The sequence below is a fragment of the Microbacterium sp. 5K110 genome (assembly GCF_005774735.1).
Classification (GTDB): Bacteria; Actinomycetota; Actinomycetes; order Actinomycetales; family Microbacteriaceae; genus Microbacterium.
In genome coordinates this window covers 1-18,078 of sequence record NZ_VBUM01000075.1, presented here as the reverse complement: position 1 = coordinate 18,078, position 18,078 = coordinate 1, and the positions used below count along the sequence as shown (strand labels likewise).

The window sequence follows — 18,078 nt, the reverse complement described above, 5'->3', positions numbered from 1 at the left end:
GCCCGGCTCGGCGGCCTGCGCCGCGGTCTGCTGCGCCAGGCGAGCGGCTCGTTCCTGGGCGGCCGTGGTCTCGCGCAGCGCCGCCAGTCGGGCGAAGAGCCGGTCGAGTTCCGCCTGCGTCGCCGTCACCGTCGCCGCCTCGGCGTCGGACTGCCTCTGGGACTCGGCCGCCGTGGTCTCGGCCTCCGCGGCGCGGCGCGCCGCCTCCGCACGTGCCCGTTCGGCTTGCGCGCGGAGGGACTCGGCGACGTCGGCGGTGCTCCGCGCCTCGCCCGCGGTGCGGACGGTGACCGTCGTCACGCGATCGAGGATGCCGAGGCGCTCCAGCAGCGAGTCCGGATCGGCCGCGGTCAACAGCTGCGCGACGAGGGGACCCCCTGAGGTCGTGCGGTACAGCCGGGCGACGCTGGCTCCCGCGCGGGTGATCGCCTCGGTGCGAGCGGCGTCGGCCGCGTCGCTCTGCGCGGTGAGCGCGTCGGCGCGCGCCGCCGTGAGCTCGGCGGTCTGGCGGGCCCGCTCGGCCGCGGCCGAGGCGTCGAGGGCGCGACGCGAGGCGGCGGAGGCCGCGGTCTCGGCGGCATCCAGTGCCTGTTGAACCTCACGGACGGCGGGATCGTCGTCGCCGGCCGCGGCGACGTGGACCGGCGCGGCCACCGCACCGGTCACCGGCGTGATCACGAGGACCGCGCTCATCAGCGCGCACGCGAGAAGCGTGTGACGCGTGAGACGGCTGAGGCCCATGAGGCAAAGGTACGGTATGCCCTCGGAACGAACCAGCCGAGCAACCCTCGCCCTGATAGGCTTTCGCAGGGTGCCGCCATGGCATCCGCTCAACTCAAGATGAGCTCACGGAGCAGGCCGGCAGACGCTGGTCCCCTGTGGTGGACTCCCCGTCGTGTCGCCGGGTGGTCGTCTACTGGTGGCCAGTCGCCGGGATTTCCGGGTCGATGCGTCGACGCGCCCTTTCTGCCTGTTCCTGCTCCTTCGCATGTCAGCTCGTCGCCCACACGGGGCGGCGAGCCTAAACAAAGAAGGAGGGACCTCTTGGAAGGTCCAGAAATCACCGCCGCTGAAGCCGTTCTCGACAACGGCCGTTTCGGCACCCGTACCGTCCGCTTCGAAACCGGTCGTCTCGCGCAGCAGGCGCAGGGCGCTGTCGCGGCGTACCTCGACGAAGAGACCATGCTTCTCTCGGCCACCAGCGCCGGCAAGCACCCGCGTGAAGGCTTCGACTTCTTCCCGCTGACCGTCGACGTCGAAGAGCGCTCGTACGCCGCGGGCAAGATCCCCGGCTCGTTCTTCCGTCGCGAGGGCCGCCCCTCGACCGAGGCCATCCTCGTGTGCCGTCTCATCGACCGCCCGCTGCGCCCGTCGTTCGTCGACGGCCTCCGCAACGAGGTGCAGATCGTCGTGACCGTGCTCTCGATCGCTCCGGGCGAGTTCTACGACGCCCTCGCCATCAACGCCGCCTCGCTGTCGACCCAGATCTCGGGTCTGCCGTTCTCGGGCCCCATCGCCGGTGTGCGCCTCGCGCTCATCCCCGGGCAGGGCGAGCACGCCGACCAGTGGGTCGCGTTCCCGACCGTCACCCAGCTCGAGGACGCCGTCTTCGACCTGATCGTCGCGGGCCGCGTGCTCGACGACGGCGACGTCGCCATCATGATGGTGGAGGCCGAGGCGACCGAGGGCAGCTGGAACCTCATCAAGGGCGGCGCCACCAAGCCGAACGAGCAGGTCGTGGCCGAGGGCCTCGAGGCCGCCAAGCCGTTCCTCCGCCAGCTGGTCGACGCGCAGAACGAGGTCGCCCGCACGGCGGCCAAGGAGATCCAGTCGTTCCCCGTGTTCCCGGCCTACAGCCAGGAGACCTACGACTTCGTCGCCGGTCGCGCCTACGACCGCCTCGTGCCGGTGTACCAGATCGCCGACAAGCAGGACCGCCAGAACGCCGACGACGAGGTCAAGACCTCCGTCAAGGAGCAGCTCCTCACCGCCGTCGAGTCGGGTGAACTGCCCGCCGTCGCGACGCTCGAGTTCAACGCCGCGTACAAGTCGGTCACGAAGACCATCGTCCGCGGTCGCATCCTCGCCGAGGGCGTCCGCATGGACGGCCGTGGTCTGGCCGACATCCGCCCGCTCGACGCCGAGGTGCAGGTCATTCCTCGCGTCCACGGCTCGGCGATCTTCCAGCGCGGTGAGACGCAGATCCTCGGCGTCACCACGCTGAACATGCTCAAGATGGAGCAGCAGATCGACTCGCTGTCGCCCATCACGAGCAAGCGCTACATGCACCACTACAACTTCCCGCCGTATTCGACCGGTGAGACCGGTCGTGTGGGCAGCCCCAAGCGTCGCGAGATCGGGCACGGCTTCCTCGCCGAGCGCGCCCTCGTGCCGGTGCTGCCCAGCCGCGAGGAGTTCCCGTACGCCATCCGTCAGGTCTCCGAGGCCCTCGGGTCCAACGGCTCGACCTCGATGGGTTCCGTCTGCGCGTCGACCCTGTCGCTGCTGAACGCGGGCGTGCCGCTGCGCGCCCCCGTCGCCGGTATCGCCATGGGTCTGGTCACCGACGAGGTCGACGGCCAGACGCGCTACGCCGCGCTGACCGACATCCTCGGCGCCGAAGACGCTCTGGGTGACATGGACTTCAAGGTCGCCGGCACGAGCGAGTTCATCACCGCGATCCAGCTCGACACCAAGCTCGACGGCATCCCGTCGTCGGTCCTGGCAGCGGCGCTCACCCAGGCGAAGGAGGCTCGTCTGACGATCCTCAACGTCCTGAACTCCGCGATCGATGCTCCCGACGAGATGGCGCCCACCGCGCCGCGCGTCATCAGCGTGCAGATCCCGGTCGACAAGATCGGTGAGCTCATCGGGCCTAAGGGCAAGACGATCAACTCGATCCAGGACGAGACCGGTGCGCAGATCTCGATCGATGACGACGGCACCGTCTACATCGGCGCAACGGACGGCCCCTCGGCCGAGGCCGCCCGCGCCCAGGTCAACGCGATCGCCAACCCCACCAACCCCGAGGTCGGCGAGCAGTTCCTCGGCACGGTCGTGAAGATCGCGACCTTCGGTGCGTTCATCTCGCTCCTCCCCGGCAAGGACGGCCTGCTGCACGTCAGCGAGGTCCGCAAGCTCGCCGGTGGCAAGCGTGTCGAGAACGTCGAGGACGTCCTGTCCGTCGGCCGCAAGATCCTGGTGCGCATCACCAAGATCGACGACCGCGGCAAGCTGTCGCTCGAGCCCGTGATCGACGAGGCCACCGAGACGACCGAGCCCGCGGACACGCAGAGCTCGGCCGCCGCGAGCGAGGGCCCCGAGGCTCCCGCCGAAGGCTGATCCCGCTCTCACCGGATGCCCGTCCCGCCGTGTGCGGGGCGGGCATCCGTGCTTTCCTGCCGCCGGAGCTCGCGTGCCCGGGTGACGGCAAGCGTTATGCAATGTTTATCGCTGAGCCGTGGGATTCGGCGGCCGCGGTCCGGTCAGGCCCTACCCTCGAACTACGCGTCGGGGGCGTAGCGGGCGCCGCCGGTGTCCCATCTCCGGCGCAGCACGAGGGGAAGCCCATGAGCGGCTCGGGCGTCGACGAGACGGCCTCGCCGCGCCTGCGTCGTGACCGGGTGGCGCACCCGTCGGCTCCCGTGTCGCACCCGTCGGCTCCCGTGACGCTGCAGGGTCCGGGTCTCGGATCGCACGTGCGCGTGCCGCTCGGCGAGACCGGGTTCGACGTGTTCCCCGTCTTTCTGGGGGGCGGCGAGTTCGGGTGGAACGTCGACGCCGCGACCAGTCACGAGATCCTCGACACCTACGTCGAACTCGGCGGCAACGCGATCCACACCGCCGACAGCTACGCCGCCGGGCGCAGCGAGCACATCATCGGGTCGTGGATGCGTTCGCGGCGGACCCGCGACGACACGGTGCTCGCGGTGCGTATCGGTCGGCATCCCGACAACCCCGGGCTCGGATCTACTAACCTCGTCCGCGCTGTCGAGGCGTCGCTCAGCCGCCTGGGCACCGACCGCATCGACGTGCTCTCGCTCGACGCCGTACGCGGTGATTCCGCGGTGCTCGAGGACACCCTCGCCACGTGCGAGTGGCTGGTCGACAGCGGCAAGGTGCGCGCGATCGGCGCGTGCGGCTACACGGCGTCACAGCTGGTCGAGGCTCGCATCCTCTCCTCAGCGGGGTACCCGCGCGTCACGGTGCTGGACGTGCCCTACAACGTGCTGCGCCGCGACGAGTTCGACGGCGATCTGCGGCTCATCACTTCGGCGCAGGGGATCGCCGTCACGCCATCGCATCCCCTCGCGCACGGCTTCCTCGCCGGCGAGACCCGCACCCGCGGTCAGCAGGCCAGCTCGGTACGCGGGTCCCAGCTCGCGGTGAACCTGAACCGCCGCGGCTCCCGCGTGCTGCGCGCCCTCGACGTGATCGGCGAAGAGCTGGGGGTAGAGGATGCCGCGGTCGCGATGGCGTGGCTGCTCGCGCAGAAGGCGGTCACGGCCCCGATCGTCAACGCCTTCGCGCCGCGCCACGTGGTGGAGTGCATGCGCGCGGTCGGCGTACGGCTCAGTCGCGCGCAGCTGTCGGACATCGCCCGCGCGGCCGAGTGATCCACCCCCGTGTCGGGGGCGTGACGTAGGCTGGAAGTGTTCGGCGGGGGGTCCGCACACTGACGACGAGGTGAGTTGACGTGACGCACTACATCTACCTGGTGCGCCATGGCGAGCACCAGGATGCCGAGCACGGGCTCACAGACGGCCCCCTCTCGCCCCGCGGCCAGCGCCAGGCTGCGCTGCTCGCCGACCGGCTCTCCGGGCTGCCGCTGGATGCCGTGTGGCACTCGCCGCTCGAGCGCGCTGCGCAGACCGCGCGCGCCGTCGCCGAGCGTCTGCCGTCGGTGTCGCCCGAGGCATCCGCCCTGCTGTTCGACTGCGTCCCGACGGGCATGACGCCCGAGACCCCCGCGGCGTACGAGCCGTTCTTCGGCTCCGTGACCGAGGCGGAGGTCGAGGCGGGGCGCGCGCAGATGGAAGACGCCACGGCCGAGTTCCTCGCGCGCAAGACCGGCGAGGTGCACGAGTTGCTCATCACGCACAACTTCGTCATCGCGTGGTTCGTCCGCGAGGTACTGCAGGCCCCCGAGTGGCGCTGGATGACGATCAACCAGGCCTACTGCGGGCTGACCGTCATCGCGCAGAAGAAGGGCCGACCCTGGACGGTCCTGTCGCACAACGACCTGGCCCACTTGCCGGTCGAGCTGCGCACCGGGCTCGTGGATCCGCTGCCGGTCTGAGATGCCGACGGCGTCGCGCGGCGGACCGTATGTGCCCGTCGTCGGGTGCCTGGCTCTGGGCGGCAGCGTCACCGGAGCCCTGGTCTGCGCGGTCCTCTTCGGCTTCCTGATCCCGCCCGACCGCGGCGAAGAGGGCGTGGTGTGGGTCCTGCCGTTCTACGGAGCCTTCGTCGGTTTCGTCGCCGTGCTGCCGGCAGTGCTCGGGTTCTGGGTCGCACTCCTGCTGTGGACAAGGTCTCGACAGCGATCGGTCGCCTCCCGCGCGGCGGTGGCGACCGCCTCCGCGGCGGGGACGGCATTCGTCTTCTGGCTCGCCGTCGTGACGGCGGCGACCGGGGGCTACGGCGTCGTGCTCGGCCTCTTCTTCGGCGGGCTGACCGCGGTGGTCACGGTGGCGATCGTCGGCCCGGTGACCGTTCGGGCCGCGCGACGGAACGACCGCGCCGGCGCTGAGCGCGAGGCCGGCTCTGCTCGGGTCGACGTGCATCCGCACCGTCCCTGAGCGATCCGGGGCCACCGCGAGGTACGGTCATCTCCCGTGGTGAGAGCGGATCAGCGCGCCGCCGTGTCCCCTCGCGTCGCGAGGACGAAACCCTGCGCATACTTCGCGTGCGGTGTCCCGAGCGACCGTGTCGCGACTGTCGGAGACCGTGGTCAACTCCGGTGGAGCGGCAGCTGGCCCTCCTCCTGCAGCGCATGCCGGTGCGCGGACAGGGCGGAGCGCACGGCGGTATAGATGATGAACCACAGGATCAGGCAGCCGATGAGGAACGATGCGGCGGCGATGATCCACGTGAGGGTGGTGGTTTCCTCGAGAGTCATGTCTCGGACGCTAGCGGAACGCGCGGTCCGCGCCCTGGTCCGTGCTCCCGGCTACGGCCGCGCGCCTTCTCTTCGGCCGGAGGCACGTCGGCGTTCATCCCGATCGGCATCCGTCTCGCCGTCGCGAGCGAAGACACCCGCGGTGCCGATGATCTGGAAGCTCTCCATCGACCCGGCTCTGCTCGGGCAGGGGATCGGCGCGCGGATGCTCGACACCGTCCGTGCCTTCCCGTCACCGGATGCCACCCGGGTCGGCATCGAGCACGTGACGGGTGGATGTGGGCGCCGGGCGGTTGTCCGAGCAGGAGGAGTTTCCCCTCGACCGCGTTGACGAGGCCGCGTCTGGAGACCCGCGCGAGAGCGTCACCTCATGCGTGAAGGCGATGAGGCGAGCGGGACGGCATCCGGGGCGGCTTCCAGCACCGGTTTCGCTGGCCAGGAGCGATCCTCGGGGCCGCCTCCGAGGCTCAGAGCACCTTGCCATACCACCTGGTCGCGTTGACATTGTCGTTGTACGCCGGGATCGCTTCGAAACCCGACCGCGCGTAGAGCCCGCCCGCCGCCTCCAGCGTGTGGTGGGTGTCGAGGACGAGTTCGGCGGCGCCGCGCTCGCGGGCGCGGCGCTCGAGGTCGTCGAGGAGCAGACGGCCCCACCCGCGACCGCGCCCGATGTCGCGCACGAACAGGTGCTTGACCTCGTCGCGCGGGCCGTGCGGTCCGTCGTCGATCCGCCGGATGCCGCCGCACCCGGCGGGGCGGCCTTCGTCGTCGTCGAGCACGACGAACACACCGGCCGGTTCGACGAACGTCGCGGGGGAGGGGAACGTCGTGCGGTATCCGCCGCCCGGGAAGATGGCGGCGCGCACGGCGAAGTACTCCTCGAGCAGCGCGTGAGCATCGGGGGCGTCAACGGGGGAGATGCGAATCGAAGCCACGGGTCGATGCTAGGCGAGGCCGGACGGCGCGTCTGTGGACAGGACCGGTCGGGAGGTGGCGCCGCCGCCTAGGCTGGCAGCATGACCACACGCGTTGCCATCGTGGGCGGAACCGGAAAGCTCGGCGGAGTCATCCGCGAGGTCGTCGAGGCCGAAGAGGGGTACGAGGTCTCCGCGGTGCTCGGCTCGCGCTCCGATCTCGGCGAGCTCGACGGTGCCGACCTGGTGATCGACGCGTCGACTCCCGCGGTCTCGATCGACGTCGTGCGCGCGGCCATCGAGCGCGGGATCAACGTGCTCGTCGGCACCTCGGGATGGTCGAACGAGCGCATCGCGCTGGTCCGCCCCCTCGTGGATGCCAGTGGCACGGGTGTCGTCTTCATCCCCAACTTCTCGCTGGGATCCGTGATCGGCAGCGCACTGGCGGCCGCGGCCGCCCCCTTCTTCCCCTCCATCGAGATCATCGAGGCGCACCGCGAGTCGAAGGTGGACTCACCCAGCGGCACCGCCGTCCGCACGGCCGAGCTCATCGCCGCCGCGCGCGAGAAGGTCGGTCCGGTCCGCTCGCCGCACGTCGACCAGCGCGCCCGCGGCCAGCAGGTCGCGTCGGTCCCGATCCACTCGCTGCGTCGTCCGGGAGTCGTCGCGAAGCAAGAGACCGTGCTGTCCGGGCCGGGGGAGTCGCTCACGCTCGTCCACGACACGATCGACCCGGCCACGGCCTATGCCCCCGGCATCCGCATCGCGATGGCCGCGGCCCGCGAGGCGCGCGGAGTGATCGTCGGTCTCGACAGCTTCATCGACATCGGCGTGCGTACGCGCCCGGCGCGCGACGAAGCGCCCGTCGCCGACGGCGCGGTCTCGGGCCAGGTCGCGGGCGCCACCAGCGCATGAAGACGCGTGTCGCCGTCGCGGTCATGACGGTGCTGCTGCTGCTGTACATCGTGCTGGCCGGTCAGCGCGCCGTCGTGCTGCTGTCCAGCGGCGAGGGCGTCGGTATCGCGATGGGGGTTGCGCTGATCGTGCTGCCGATCATCGCGCTGTGGGCCATCGGCCGTGAGCTGTGGTTCGGGGTGCGTGCCCAGAAGCTGGGCGAGATCCTGGATGCCGAGGGCGCCCTGCCCGACGAAGAGATCGATGTGCGACCGAGCGGGCGCGCGACGCGCGACGATGCCGACGCCCTCTTCCCCGCCTACCGCGCCGCCGCGGAGGCGCATCCCGACGATTGGCGGTCCTGGTACCGCCTCGGCCTCGCATACGACGCGGCCGGCGACCGGCGACGCGCTCGCGAAGCTGTCCGTCGGGCGATCGCGCTCGAGGCCGTCGCCCGCCGCGCGGCCTGAGCCGGCGCGGCCGCACGACCGCGCGGCGCGTTCCCGGCCGCCGCCTGAGGCCGCCCCACCCCGCTCAGCGCGCGGCGGGGACGGCAGAGGCCACGGCATCCTCCACGGTCTCGTGCGTGAAGGTAAAGCCGTCGTCCTGCAGGACCGAAGGGCGCACGTCGGCGTCCGAGGTCAGCAGCGCTTCGGTCGCATCGCGGCCGAGCGCGAGCTTGACGCCCCACACCGGGGCGCGGAGCGCATAGGGGCGGTTCATCCGGCGCGCGAGCGCGAAACCGAGGTCGTTCGCCGTGGCGCGCGCGGGTCCGGTGAGGTTGACGGGGCCGTCGAGGTCGGAGTCGATGACGTGACGGATGGCGCGCACCTCGTCGTCGAGCGTGATCCAGGGCCACACCTGGGTGCCGCGGCCGATCGGGCCCGAGACGCCGAGCTTCGTCAGGAGCAGCAGCGGCTTGAGGACACCGCGCTCGTGGACGATCGGGGCGGTGCGCAGCAGGGCGACGCGGGCGCGCGGCCCTGCCCCGCGCGCGGCCGTCTCCCACTCTCCGCAGATGTCGGCGAGGAAGCCCTCGCCACGGGCGGACGCCTCGGTGAGCACTGCCCCGGGCTGAGACCCGTAGTAGCCGGTCGCCGAAGCGTTCACGAGCGCGGGGGCGTCGTCGCCGAGCTCCCGGATCGCGGTGGCGAGGGTGCGCGTGGGCGTGATCCGCGACCACAGCAGTGTGCTCTTGTAGGAGCGCGTCCAGGGGAAGCGGCCGATCGTCGCGCCGTTGAGGCACACGACGGCGTCGGCGCCGGCCAGCACGTCCGGGTCGAGGGGAGCAGCATCCTGGAGCCACTGCACCTCGTGCGGGCCGGTGGGCTCGTGACGGACGAGGGACGTGACCTCGATGCCGTCGGCGCGCAGCGCCTCGGTCAGGGCCGAGCCGATGAGACCCGACGCGCCGCTGAGGACGACGCGTCGGGTCGAGGACTCAGGCAAGCGTGGCCTCGAGGGTGATGTCGATTCCTGCCAGCGCCTGCGAGACGGGGCAGTTCGCCTTGGCGTCGTTCGCGATCTTCTCGAACGTGGCGGCGTCGATGCCGGGGACGACCGCGTTCACGTTCAGGTGGCTGCCGGTGATGCCGGTGCCCGGCTTGAAGGTGACGGAGGCGGTCGCATCGATCGACTGCGGCGGGGTGCCGTTCTCGGCGAGGGCGTTGGACAGCGCCATGCTGAAGCACGACGAGTGTGCGCCGGCGAGGAGCTCCTCGGGTGTGGTGACCGAAGCGGAGCCTTCGCTGCGCGCCTTCCAGTTCACGTCGAACGTGCCGATCCCCGACGACGTGAAGGTCACTTCGCCCGATCCCTCGAACAGGCTGCCCTTCCAGGCGGTGGTGGCTTCGCTCGTGACGGTCATTCGAACCTCCCGGTTTCCGACGCAGCCCTCATGGCTGCGGCGTTGGCCAGCCTAGCCAGGGGGTCCGACCCGCCGAGGGTCTTGACAGGCGACGCGGGGGAGAGGCTCAGGCGGCAGAGGGGCGCCGACGCCCGACGAGGCCCGCGCGCTGCAGCAGCAGGTAGAGCTGGCATCCCAGGCACAGTCCGAAGACGGCGTTGAGGAACGCCGCGACGAAGGCCATCGCCGCGGCGATCGGGAGAGCCCACGGCACGCCGGCGAGGTGCAGCAGGAGGCCGACGGCGGTCACGAACAGGCCGACGCCCTGCGCGAACCGCGGCGGACGCGGGTCCTCGAACTCGGTGGGCGGCGCGAGTCGCGGCTGCACCACGCGACGGAAGAGCACACCCCACGGAGCGGTGCGCGGCGAGACGACACCCCACACGAACAGCAGGGCGATCACGAGCAGCAGCAGGAACCCGGGGTCGACGACGCGCGCCCACAGGGGAGCAGTCGACACGGCCCATTCCTCGGGGCGATAGACCGCGTCCGCGAGCGGCTGGTAGGCGAACCACCCGAAGGAGCGGGAGCGCTGCGTCGAGATCCCGACGAGCGACAGGAACGTCGCGATCAACAGCAGAACGGCGGTGAGGGATGCCGCGAACCGCGGTCCTCGGACATCGATGCGCTGGACCTCAGGCACGGGTGGTCTCCTCTTGCAGGCGGCTGAGCTCGAGTTCCACGACCGCGCGACCGGGCGTGCCCCCGAAACGGGTGCGGATCGCACCGTGGCGGTCGAGGACCAGGGTGGTGGGGGTCTGAAGAACGCGGAAGTGCTGGGCGATGTCGGGGCGGTGGGTGAGGTCGACGTCGAGATGCCGTACGCCCTCGCGGCCGTCGGCGACCTCCGACAGCATGCGGTGCACGCCGGGGCACCGCGAGCACATCTCGGTGCTGAACTGCAGCAGCGTGGCTTCCTCGCCGAGTGCGTCCGCACCGAGGCGGCGCGGGTCGACGATCTCGGCGGAGTCCACGGTGCGGGCGCGGCCCTGGGTGAGGCGGAAGACGACGCCGGCGACCGCTGCCAGCACGACGAGCGCGGCGACGGCGAAGAGAGCGATGGTCAGGTCCACGACCGACAACGCTAACGCGCCCGGGAGCGCCAGGGGCCGATGAGTCGCCCCATGACGCCTCCGCTCAGCGTTTGCCCGGCCCGCGTCCAGGTGGCGCCTCCTCCCCAGCGGGCCCGGCGCCGGGATCGTTCCCCCGGCGCACCCCGGCGCGCGGGACCCGCGGGTATCGTGAAGGCCGTGACCGCCGACATCCCCACCCCCTACGAAGACCTGCTCCGCGACGTCCTCGAGACGGGCGTCCACAAGTCGGATCGCACCGGCACCGGCACCACGAGCGTGTTCGGGCGGCAGATCCGCTTCGACCTGGCCGCCGGCTTCCCCCTCGTGACGACCAAGCGCGTCCACATGAAGTCGATCGTCTACGAACTGCTGTGGTTCCTTCGCGGCGAATCCAATGTGGGGTGGCTGCAGCAGCACGGCGTGAGCATCTGGGACGAGTGGGCGGATGCCGAGGGCGAACTCGGCCCCGTGTACGGCGTGCAATGGCGCTCCTGGCCCACCGCGGACGGCGGCGCGATCGACCAGATCTCGCAGGTGATCGACCAGATCCGCCGCGATCCCGACTCCCGTCGGCTCATCGTGTCGGCCTGGAACCCCGCCGGCATCCCCGACATGGCGTTGGCTCCGTGTCACGCCCTGTTCCAGTTCTACGTCGCCGACGGCAAGCTCTCGTGCCAGCTGTATCAGCGCAGCGCCGACATGTTCCTCGGCGTCCCCTTCAACATCGCGTCCTACGCCCTGCTGACGCTCATGATCGCGCAGCAGACGGGGCTCGAGCCCGGCGAGTTCGTCTGGACCGGCGGCGACTGCCACGTCTACGACAACCACCGTGCGCAGGTCGAGGAGCAGCTCTCCCGCGACCCCTTCCCGTACCCGACCCTCCGGTTCGCCCGGAAGCCCGCCTCGGTCTTCGACTACACCTACGACGACATCGTGATCGACGACTACCAGCACCACCCGGCCATCCGGGCGGCCGTCGCGGTATGACGACCCTCGGACTCGTCTGGGCGCAGTCGCGCGCTGGCGTCATCGGCGCGGGCGGCGGCATGCCGTGGCACGTCCCCGAAGACCTCGCCCACTTCCGCGCCGTGACGGGGGAGTCCGACGTCGTCATGGGCCGGCGCACGTGGGAGTCGCTCCCGCCGCGCTTCCGGCCCCTTCCGGGGCGTCGCAACATCGTGGTGTCGCGGACGAGTGGAGGGGATGCCGAAGGCGCCGAGCGGGTGGACTCTCTCGATGCCGCCCTGCAGAGCGCCGACACCGACCGGGTGTGGGTGATCGGCGGGGGGCGCCTCTACGCCGACGCGATCACCCACGCCGACGTGCTCGAGGTCACGCAGCTCGATCTCGACGTCGACGGAGACACCGTGGCGCCGAGCCTGGACGGCTGGACACGGATCGCCGCCGACCCGAGCGACGGATGGCACGTCTCGCGGACCGGCATCCGCTACCGGTTCGAGACCTACGTGCCCGAGGGCCGGGAGTGACGCGGACCGCGCTCGTCACCGGCGCGAGCTCGGGCCTCGGCGCCGAGTTCGCGCGCCAGCTCGCCGCCCGCGGCGCGGACGTGATCCTCGTGGCGCGCGACCGCGCCGCGCTCGCCGCGGTGGCCGACGGCATCCGCTCGACGTGCGGATCGAACGTCGAAGTGCTCGCGGCAGACCTCCTCGACGCCGACGACCTCAGAGCGGTCGAGGCCCGGGTGGCCGCGGGCGTGGACCTGCTCGTCAACAACGCCGGCTTCGGGCTGGATCTGTCCTTCGAGGCCAACGACATCGCCGACGAGGTGCGCCACCTGCGGCTGCACGTCGAGGTCGCGATGCGGTTGACCCACGCGGCGTTGCCGGCCATGCTCGCGCGCGGCGAGGGACGGATCGTCAACGTCGCCTCTGTCGCCGGGTTCGTCCCGCGCGGCACATACGGCGCCGTCAAGGGCTGGCTCATCTCCTTCAGCCGCTGGGCGAACGTCGCCTACGCACCGCGCGGCGTGACGGTCACCGCCGTCTGCCCGGGATTCGTCCACACGAACTTCCATGAGCGGCTGGGCCTCCCGCCCGGCCAGGAGGGCGTTCCGCCCGGGATGTGGCTCGACGCCGAGCCGGTCGTGCGCGAGGGACTGCGCGACGCGGCACGCGGTCGTGCAGTGTCGATCCCGTCCTGGAGATACAAGCTGCTCGTGGCCGCCTCGCGCGTTCTGCCCGACCGGGTGGTCGTGCGCGCGGCGGCGCGAGGGCGCTGAGCTCAGCGGAACCGGCCGAGCCGGATGCCGGCGAACGCCAGCGCCGCGACCGTCTCGCCGTCGGAGATCTCGCCGTCGGCGACCAGGCCCAGGACGTCCCCGAACGGTACCCAGCGCACGGCTTCGACGCCCTCCTCGCGCTGTGAGGCCGCGGCATCCACGATCTCCAGGTCCCGCGCGAGATAGACGTGCTCCGGGGCGTCAGCGATGCCGTTGAGGGCGTTCATGCGGCCCAGGTGCTCCCACCGTGCCGCGGTGACGCCCGTCTCCTCGCGCAGTTCCCGCTGCGCCGCGACGAGGGGGTCCTCGCCGTCCGTGCCACCGGCCGGGACCTCGAGCGAGCGCCCCGTCGTGTAGCGCTCCAGCTCGACCAGGCACACACGCTCGTTCTCATCGAGCGCGATGATGAAGACGGCGGGCTGCTGCATCCGCACGACTCCGTAGATGCCGTCGCCGTCCGGCCCGGTGACCTCGTCTTCGCGGACCTCGATCCACCGGTTCTCGTACACCGTGCGGGAGGAGCGGGTGGTCCAGGTCATGCGGTCAGCCTAGAGCGCCGCCGACCGCGGAACGGGCGGCGTCGGTCGATGTTCACCGGGAGGATCGGCGCGACAGCGGGGAGAGCGGGGCGAACCGATAACCTGAGAGCATGACGCACTCCGGCAACCCCTTCGGTCAGGTGCTCGTCGCGCTCGTCACCCCGATGACGGCCGACGGCGAGGTCGATTGGCCCGCCGTCGAGAAGCACATCGACGACGTCGTCAGCGCGGGCGCCGACGGTGTCGTCGTCACGGGCACGACGGGAGAGACCTCCACCCTCACCGACCCCGAGAAGCTCCGCCTCGTCGAGGTGGGCAAGGACGTCGCAGCCGGTCGCGCCAAGATCATCACGGGCGGCGGATCCAACGAGACCGCGCACGCGATCGAGCTCTACAAGGCCAGCGAGAAGGCCGGCGCCGACGGCATCATGATCGTCACGCCGTACTACAACAAGCCCACCCAGGCCGGCATCCTGACGCACTTCCGTCTCGTCGCCGACGCGACCGACCTTCCGGTGATCCTCTACGACATCCCCGGCCGTACGGGTGTCGAGATCAAGTACGAGACGATTCTGCGGCTGGCCAAGCACCCGAACATCCTCGCCGTCAAGGACGCCAAGGGCGACTTCAGCGAGGTCAGCCGGGTGCTCAATCAGACCGACCTGATGTACTTCTCGGGCGATGACGCCAACGTCCTCCCGCACCTCGCGATCGGGGCGTCCGGACTCATCGGTGTGACCGCGAACATCGCGGCCGCGCCGTACCGGACGATCGTGGATGCCGTGAACCGCGGCGACCTCGCGACCGCCACCGCAGCCCATCAGCGCCTCGAGCCCCTGGTCCGCGCCACGATGACGCACGTGCCGGGCACGGTCGCGGCCAAGTACATCCTGCACGGCCTCGGCCGCATCGGCAGCCCGCGCGTGCGCCTGCCCCTGGTCGGTCCCGAAGAGTGGGAGGCCGCGGCGATCGAGGACGAGCTCGCTCTCGTCCGCGAGGTCGCGGGCGCCGACTTCTCCAACTTCCGCCCCGACCGCAACGCGGCCGCCGGCGGTGCCCTGCCGAAGGTGCACGGCACCACGAGATAAGCACCGGCGTCCGCCGAACCGCGGCCAGGGACGCCACACGAAGGGATGCCGTACGGCGGCATCCGAGGAGGCACTTCATGCCCACGACCGTCTACGACCCGCCCGCGCTCCAGCCGGGCACACTGCGCGTCTTCCCCCTCGGCGGCCTCGGCGAGGTCGGCCGCAACATGACCGTCTTCGAGTACGAGGGCAAGCTCCTCGTCGTCGACTGCGGCGTGCTGTTCCCCGAGGAGCACCAGCCCGGCGTCGACCTGATCCTGCCGGACTTCGAGCCGATCAAGCACCGCCTCGACGACGTCGTCGGGGTCGTCCTCACCCACGGGCACGAAGACCACATCGGCGCCGTTCCCTATCTGCTGAAGCTCAAGGGCGACATCCCTCTGATCGGCTCGGGCCTGACGCTCGCTCTCATCGAGGCGAAGCTCAAGGAACACCGGATCCGCCCCTACACGCTCACGGTGAGAGAGGGGCAGCGCGAGCAGGTCGGTCCCTTCGACCTCGAGTTCATCGCCGTGAACCACTCGATCCCGGATGCCTTGGCGGTGGCGATCCGCACCCCCGCCGGCCTCGTGCTGGCCACCGGCGACTTCAAGATGGACCAGCTGCCGCTGGACGGCCGCATCACCGACCTCCGCGCATTCTCCCGCCTGGGAGAAGAAGGCGTCGACCTGTTCCTCGTCGACTCCACCAACGCCGACGTACCCGGGTTCACCCCCACGGAGCGTGCGATCGGACCCGTGCTCGACCAGGTCATCGCCAAGGCCCCCCGACGCGTCGTGGTCGCGAGCTTCTCGAGCCACGTGCACCGCGTGCAGCAGGTGCTCGACGCAGCCCACGCCAACGGTCGTCGTGTGGCGCTCCTCGGGCGCAGCATGGTGCGCAACATGGGCATCGCGGCCGATCTCGGCTACCTCAACGTCCCGGACGGCGTGCTCATCGACTACAAGAAGGCGCGCGACCTGCCCGACGACAAGATCGTCTACATGTCGACCGGTTCGCAGGGCGAGCCCATGGCCGTCCTGAGCCGCATGGCCAACCTCGACCACGCGATCGAGCCGGGCGAGGGCGACACCGTGATCCTGGCATCCAGCCTCATCCCGGGCAACGAGAATGCCGTCTACCGCGTCATCGACGGACTGACCAAGCTCGGCGCCACGGTCGTGCACAAGGGCAACGCCAAGGTGCACGTCTCGGGCCATGCCGCCGCCGGCGAATTGCTGTACTGCTACAACATCCTCCAGCCCAAGAACGTGCTGCCCGTGCACGGCGAGTACCGCCACCTGGTGGCCAACGCCAAGCTCGCTCAAGAGACCGGCATCCCGGCCGAGAACACGATCCTGGGCGAGAACGGGACCGTCGTCGACCTCCGCGACGGCCGCGCCGAGGTGGTCGGTCAGCTCGACATCGGCTTCGTCTACGTCGACGGGTCGTCCGTCGGAGAGATCACGGATGCCGACCTGAAGGACCGCCGGATCCTGGGAGAAGAGGGGTTCATCTCGGTGATCGTCGTCGTCGACCGCCAGACCGGGAAGATCATCTCGGGACCCGAGGTGCACGCCCGCGGCTTCGCCGAAGACGCCGCCGTGTTCGAGAGCGTCAAGCCGAAGATCGCAGCCGCGCTGGCGGAGGCGGCGCAGTCGGGAGTCCGCGACACGCATGCGTTGTCCCAGGTCGTGCGCCGGACGATCGGGCGGTGGGTGAACCAGGCGCTTCGTCGTCGTCCGATGATCGTTCCGCTCGTCATCGAAGCCTGAGGCCAGGCCCGATGACCACCCCGCGGAGTGGTCATCGGGCGCTCGCGCCGTGTGCCGGCGCGAGCGTCGGTATCATGCGGGCATGCCCGCCTTCCCGATTCGCGCGGCGCTCCCGTCCGACGGCTCCTTCCTGGTCGATATGACGGTCGAGGCCGCCAATTGGCGCGCCGGCAGTGCGCGCCCGCGCCACGAGATCCTCAGCAACCCCGACCACCGGCGTTACGTCGCGGGGTGGCTGCGACCGGGCGATGCGGGGTTCGTGGCGGAGTCGCCCGCGGGCGAGGCGATCGGGGCGGCGTGGTACCGCCTGCTTCCGCGCAGCGAGCCCGGGTTCGGCTGGGTCGGCACGGGGGTGCCGGAGCTGATCATCGGCGTGCGGCCCGTGTGGCGCGCGCACGGCGTGGGCCGTGCGCTCCTCCAACGTCTCGTCGGTCATGCCCGCGATGAGGGGTTCTCCCGCATCAGTCTGAGCGTCGAGCGGGACAACTTCGCCCGCACTTTCTATCGCCGCGAGGGCTTCGCCGTCACTCTCGCCGGGCAAGGGCGCGACGTCATGGTCCGTACGTTGCGCTGAGACTCCCGGGTATCGGTCCTGTCTCGAACCCCGCGTCGGTCCGCACGAATGTCGGACACCCCGCCTACCGTGGAGGAATGGCCCGCAGTACGTCCACGTCCGGCGGTCGCGCTCCCGCGAAGGGACAGGCGCGTCCGAAAGCGTCGGCGCCCGCGCCCAAGCGGTACGTCGACGAGCCCGAGAAACCGCCGTTCGCCGTCCGCGCCTGGATGGCGCTGGCTCACGGCGTCGGCGGGATGTTCCGCGTCTTCGGGCCCGAGACCCTCGAGCGCGATCAGCGGCGCGACGGATTCCCGTTCCTCCTCGTGCTGCTCGCCGCCGTCGGTGCCGTGGTCGAGTGGTTCTTCATCGGCACCGATGTCGCGGCCACGATCAGCGCCTACAGCTTCGGCGGACTCATCGGCCGCGTGGCTTTCGTCTTCCCCGTGCTGCTGCTCCTGCTCGCCGGGTGGCTGTTCCGGCATCCCTCCTCGGTGCACGACAACGGCCGCATCGGCATCGGCTTCGCCCTGTTCGTCATCGCGATGGCGGGATTCTGCCACGTCGCTGGCGGGCGTCCCGCGCCCAGCGCGGGGCTGCCGACACTCAGTCTCGCGGGCGGTCTCGCCGGTTGGCTGAGCGGGGAGCCGCTCGCCCTCGTGGTGAGGGACGTGGGCGCCTACATCGCGCTGTCGCTGCTGACGATCCTCAGCATCCTCATCCTCACCAAGACCCCGCCGAACCGCATCGGCCGACGTCTCGGCGACCTCTACGCGTGGATGTTCGGCGCCGAACGCGTCGAGAAGGACGCGACAACGGCGGTCCTCCCCGCGGATGCCGACGACGAGGCGACCGCAGAGAAGTCGATGCCGTGGTGGCGACGCAACAAGTCCGGCCGCGAAGAAGACGTCGACGGACAGCTCGGCTCCGACGACCTCACCTCCCTGCTGACTCCGGGAACCCCCCAGGGCGGTTTCGAGTCGGCGGTCGTGACACC

Annotated in this window: 20 protein-coding genes and 1 pseudogene; 13 read left to right on the top strand and 8 right to left on the bottom strand. The window is 70.8% G+C overall.

The window, feature by feature from the left end; all coding sequences use genetic code 11:
* Positions 1-741 (bottom strand): annotated as a pseudogene (locus FE256_RS14270) (hypothetical protein); the annotation flags it as partial.
* A 303-nt stretch (positions 742-1,044) separates the two neighbouring features.
* Between FE256_RS14270 and FE256_RS14265 the strand changes: the two are divergent.
* From FE256_RS14265 to FE256_RS14250, 4 genes are all read left to right on the top strand, one after another.
* Entirely contained in the window at positions 1,045-3,342 is a 2,298-nt protein-coding gene (locus FE256_RS14265; protein WP_138176854.1) for a polyribonucleotide nucleotidyltransferase, read from the top strand.
* Between the two features lie 227 nt (positions 3,343-3,569).
* On the top strand, positions 3,570-4,616 hold the full coding sequence (locus FE256_RS14260) for an aldo/keto reductase (protein ID WP_138176851.1): 1,047 nt from the start codon (positions 3,570-3,572) through the stop codon (positions 4,614-4,616).
* A gap of 80 nt (positions 4,617-4,696) precedes the next feature.
* Positions 4,697-5,299 (top strand): histidine phosphatase family protein, encoded by a 603-nt coding sequence (locus FE256_RS14255; protein ID WP_138176848.1) that lies wholly within the window; start codon positions 4,697-4,699, stop codon positions 5,297-5,299.
* A gap of 31 nt (positions 5,300-5,330) precedes the next feature.
* Positions 5,331-5,801, top strand: a complete 471-nt coding sequence (locus FE256_RS14250) for a hypothetical protein (RefSeq protein ID WP_138176845.1) — start codon at positions 5,331-5,333, stop codon at positions 5,799-5,801.
* A 152-nt stretch (positions 5,802-5,953) separates the two neighbouring features.
* Here FE256_RS14250 and FE256_RS18240 read toward each other — a convergent pair whose 3' ends face one another.
* Positions 5,954-6,121, bottom strand: a complete 168-nt coding sequence (locus FE256_RS18240; protein WP_171024347.1) for a hypothetical protein — start codon at positions 6,119-6,121, stop codon at positions 5,954-5,956.
* Positions 6,122-6,588: 467 nt separating this feature from the next.
* On the bottom strand, positions 6,589-7,056 hold the full coding sequence (locus FE256_RS14245; RefSeq protein WP_138176842.1) for a GNAT family N-acetyltransferase: 468 nt from the start codon (positions 7,054-7,056) through the stop codon (positions 6,589-6,591).
* 81 nt (positions 7,057-7,137) lie between these two features.
* Between FE256_RS14245 and dapB the strand changes: the two genes are divergently transcribed.
* Together dapB and FE256_RS14235 are read left to right on the top strand one after the other, a co-directional pair.
* On the top strand, positions 7,138-7,950 hold the full coding sequence (gene dapB, locus FE256_RS14240) for a 4-hydroxy-tetrahydrodipicolinate reductase (RefSeq protein WP_138176839.1): 813 nt from the start codon (positions 7,138-7,140) through the stop codon (positions 7,948-7,950).
* Positions 7,947-8,399: a tetratricopeptide repeat protein gene (locus FE256_RS14235; RefSeq protein WP_138176836.1), complete on the top strand. Its 453-nt coding sequence runs from the start codon at positions 7,947-7,949 to the stop codon at positions 8,397-8,399. The genes dapB and FE256_RS14235 overlap by 4 nt, the downstream gene beginning before the upstream one ends.
* A 64-nt stretch (positions 8,400-8,463) precedes the next feature.
* Here the strand turns inward: FE256_RS14235 and FE256_RS14230 are convergent, their stop codons facing one another.
* The 4 genes from FE256_RS14230 to FE256_RS14215 all read right to left on the bottom strand — a co-directional run bounded on the left by FE256_RS14230 (position 8,464) and on the right by FE256_RS14215 (position 10,908).
* The gene (locus tag FE256_RS14230; RefSeq protein WP_138176833.1) at positions 8,464-9,378 is read right to left on the bottom strand and encodes a TIGR01777 family oxidoreductase; all 915 of its coding nucleotides are present in this window, start codon (positions 9,376-9,378) and stop codon (positions 8,464-8,466) included.
* Entirely contained in the window at positions 9,371-9,796 is a 426-nt protein-coding gene (locus tag FE256_RS14225) for an OsmC family peroxiredoxin (protein WP_138176830.1), read from the bottom strand. Before FE256_RS14225 ends, FE256_RS14230 begins: the two co-directional genes overlap by 8 nt.
* Positions 9,797-9,902: 106 nt before the next feature.
* Positions 9,903-10,478, bottom strand: coding sequence for a DUF4395 domain-containing protein (locus FE256_RS14220; RefSeq protein WP_138176827.1), 576 nt, complete (start codon positions 10,476-10,478; stop codon positions 9,903-9,905).
* Entirely contained in the window at positions 10,471-10,908 is a 438-nt protein-coding gene (locus FE256_RS14215) for a TlpA family protein disulfide reductase (RefSeq protein ID WP_138176824.1), read from the bottom strand. The genes FE256_RS14220 and FE256_RS14215 overlap by 8 nt, the downstream gene beginning before the upstream one ends.
* 177 nt (positions 10,909-11,085) lie before the next feature.
* Between FE256_RS14215 and FE256_RS14210 the strand changes: the two genes are divergently transcribed.
* Genes FE256_RS14210 through FE256_RS14200 form a run of 3 tightly spaced genes read left to right on the top strand, consistent with a single transcriptional unit; the run spans position 11,086 to position 13,147 of the window.
* Positions 11,086-11,895, top strand: a complete 810-nt coding sequence (locus FE256_RS14210; RefSeq protein ID WP_138176821.1) for a thymidylate synthase — start codon at positions 11,086-11,088, stop codon at positions 11,893-11,895.
* Positions 11,892-12,395 carry a dihydrofolate reductase gene (locus FE256_RS14205; RefSeq protein WP_138176818.1) on the top strand — a complete coding sequence of 168 codons (504 nt, stop codon included), beginning with the start codon at positions 11,892-11,894 and terminating at the stop codon, positions 12,393-12,395. Before FE256_RS14210 ends, FE256_RS14205 begins: the two co-directional genes overlap by 4 nt.
* The gene (locus FE256_RS14200) at positions 12,392-13,147 is read left to right on the top strand and encodes an SDR family NAD(P)-dependent oxidoreductase (RefSeq protein WP_138176815.1); all 756 of its coding nucleotides are present in this window, start codon (positions 12,392-12,394) and stop codon (positions 13,145-13,147) included. Before FE256_RS14205 ends, FE256_RS14200 begins: the two co-directional genes overlap by 4 nt.
* Positions 13,148-13,149: 2 nt before the next feature.
* Here the strand turns inward: FE256_RS14200 and FE256_RS14195 are convergent, their stop codons facing one another.
* Positions 13,150-13,686, bottom strand: a complete 537-nt coding sequence (locus tag FE256_RS14195; protein ID WP_138176812.1) for an NUDIX domain-containing protein — start codon at positions 13,684-13,686, stop codon at positions 13,150-13,152.
* A 110-nt stretch (positions 13,687-13,796) separates the two neighbouring features.
* Here FE256_RS14195 and dapA point away from each other — a divergent pair, with 110 nt between their 5' ends.
* From dapA to FE256_RS14175, 4 genes are all read left to right on the top strand, one after another.
* Positions 13,797-14,774: a 4-hydroxy-tetrahydrodipicolinate synthase gene (gene dapA, locus FE256_RS14190; protein ID WP_138176809.1), complete on the top strand. Its 978-nt coding sequence runs from the start codon at positions 13,797-13,799 to the stop codon at positions 14,772-14,774.
* Positions 14,775-14,851: 77 nt separating this feature from the next.
* Positions 14,852-16,528, top strand: coding sequence for a ribonuclease J (locus FE256_RS14185; protein ID WP_138176806.1), 1,677 nt, complete (start codon positions 14,852-14,854; stop codon positions 16,526-16,528).
* A gap of 82 nt (positions 16,529-16,610) precedes the next feature.
* Positions 16,611-17,102 (top strand): GNAT family N-acetyltransferase, encoded by a 492-nt coding sequence (locus tag FE256_RS14180; protein ID WP_138176803.1) that lies wholly within the window; start codon positions 16,611-16,613, stop codon positions 17,100-17,102.
* A gap of 77 nt (positions 17,103-17,179) precedes the next feature.
* Positions 17,180-18,078 (top strand): DNA translocase FtsK 4TM domain-containing protein (locus tag FE256_RS14175; protein ID WP_354646061.1); only part of this gene is annotated, 899 nt, incomplete at its 3' end.

Coding starts and splice junctions, on each gene's coding strand:
- FE256_RS14235 (WP_138176836.1), top strand. CDS start 7,947: ATGAAGACGCGTGTCGCCGTCGCGGTCATGACGGTGCTGCTGCTGCTG.
- FE256_RS14260 (WP_138176851.1), top strand. CDS start 3,570: ATGAGCGGCTCGGGCGTCGACGAGACGGCCTCGCCGCGCCTGCGTCGT.
- FE256_RS14180 (WP_138176803.1), top strand. CDS start 16,611: ATGCCCGCCTTCCCGATTCGCGCGGCGCTCCCGTCCGACGGCTCCTTC.
- dapA (WP_138176809.1), top strand. CDS start 13,797: ATGACGCACTCCGGCAACCCCTTCGGTCAGGTGCTCGTCGCGCTCGTC.
- FE256_RS14225 (WP_138176830.1), bottom strand. CDS start 9,796: ATGACCGTCACGAGCGAAGCCACCACCGCCTGGAAGGGCAGCCTGTTC.
- FE256_RS14195 (WP_138176812.1), bottom strand. CDS start 13,686: ATGACCTGGACCACCCGCTCCTCCCGCACGGTGTACGAGAACCGGTGG.
- FE256_RS14205 (WP_138176818.1), top strand. CDS start 11,892: ATGACGACCCTCGGACTCGTCTGGGCGCAGTCGCGCGCTGGCGTCATC.
- FE256_RS14185 (WP_138176806.1), top strand. CDS start 14,852: ATGCCCACGACCGTCTACGACCCGCCCGCGCTCCAGCCGGGCACACTG.
- dapB (WP_138176839.1), top strand. CDS start 7,138: ATGACCACACGCGTTGCCATCGTGGGCGGAACCGGAAAGCTCGGCGGA.
- FE256_RS18240 (WP_171024347.1), bottom strand. CDS start 6,121: ATGACTCTCGAGGAAACCACCACCCTCACGTGGATCATCGCCGCCGCA.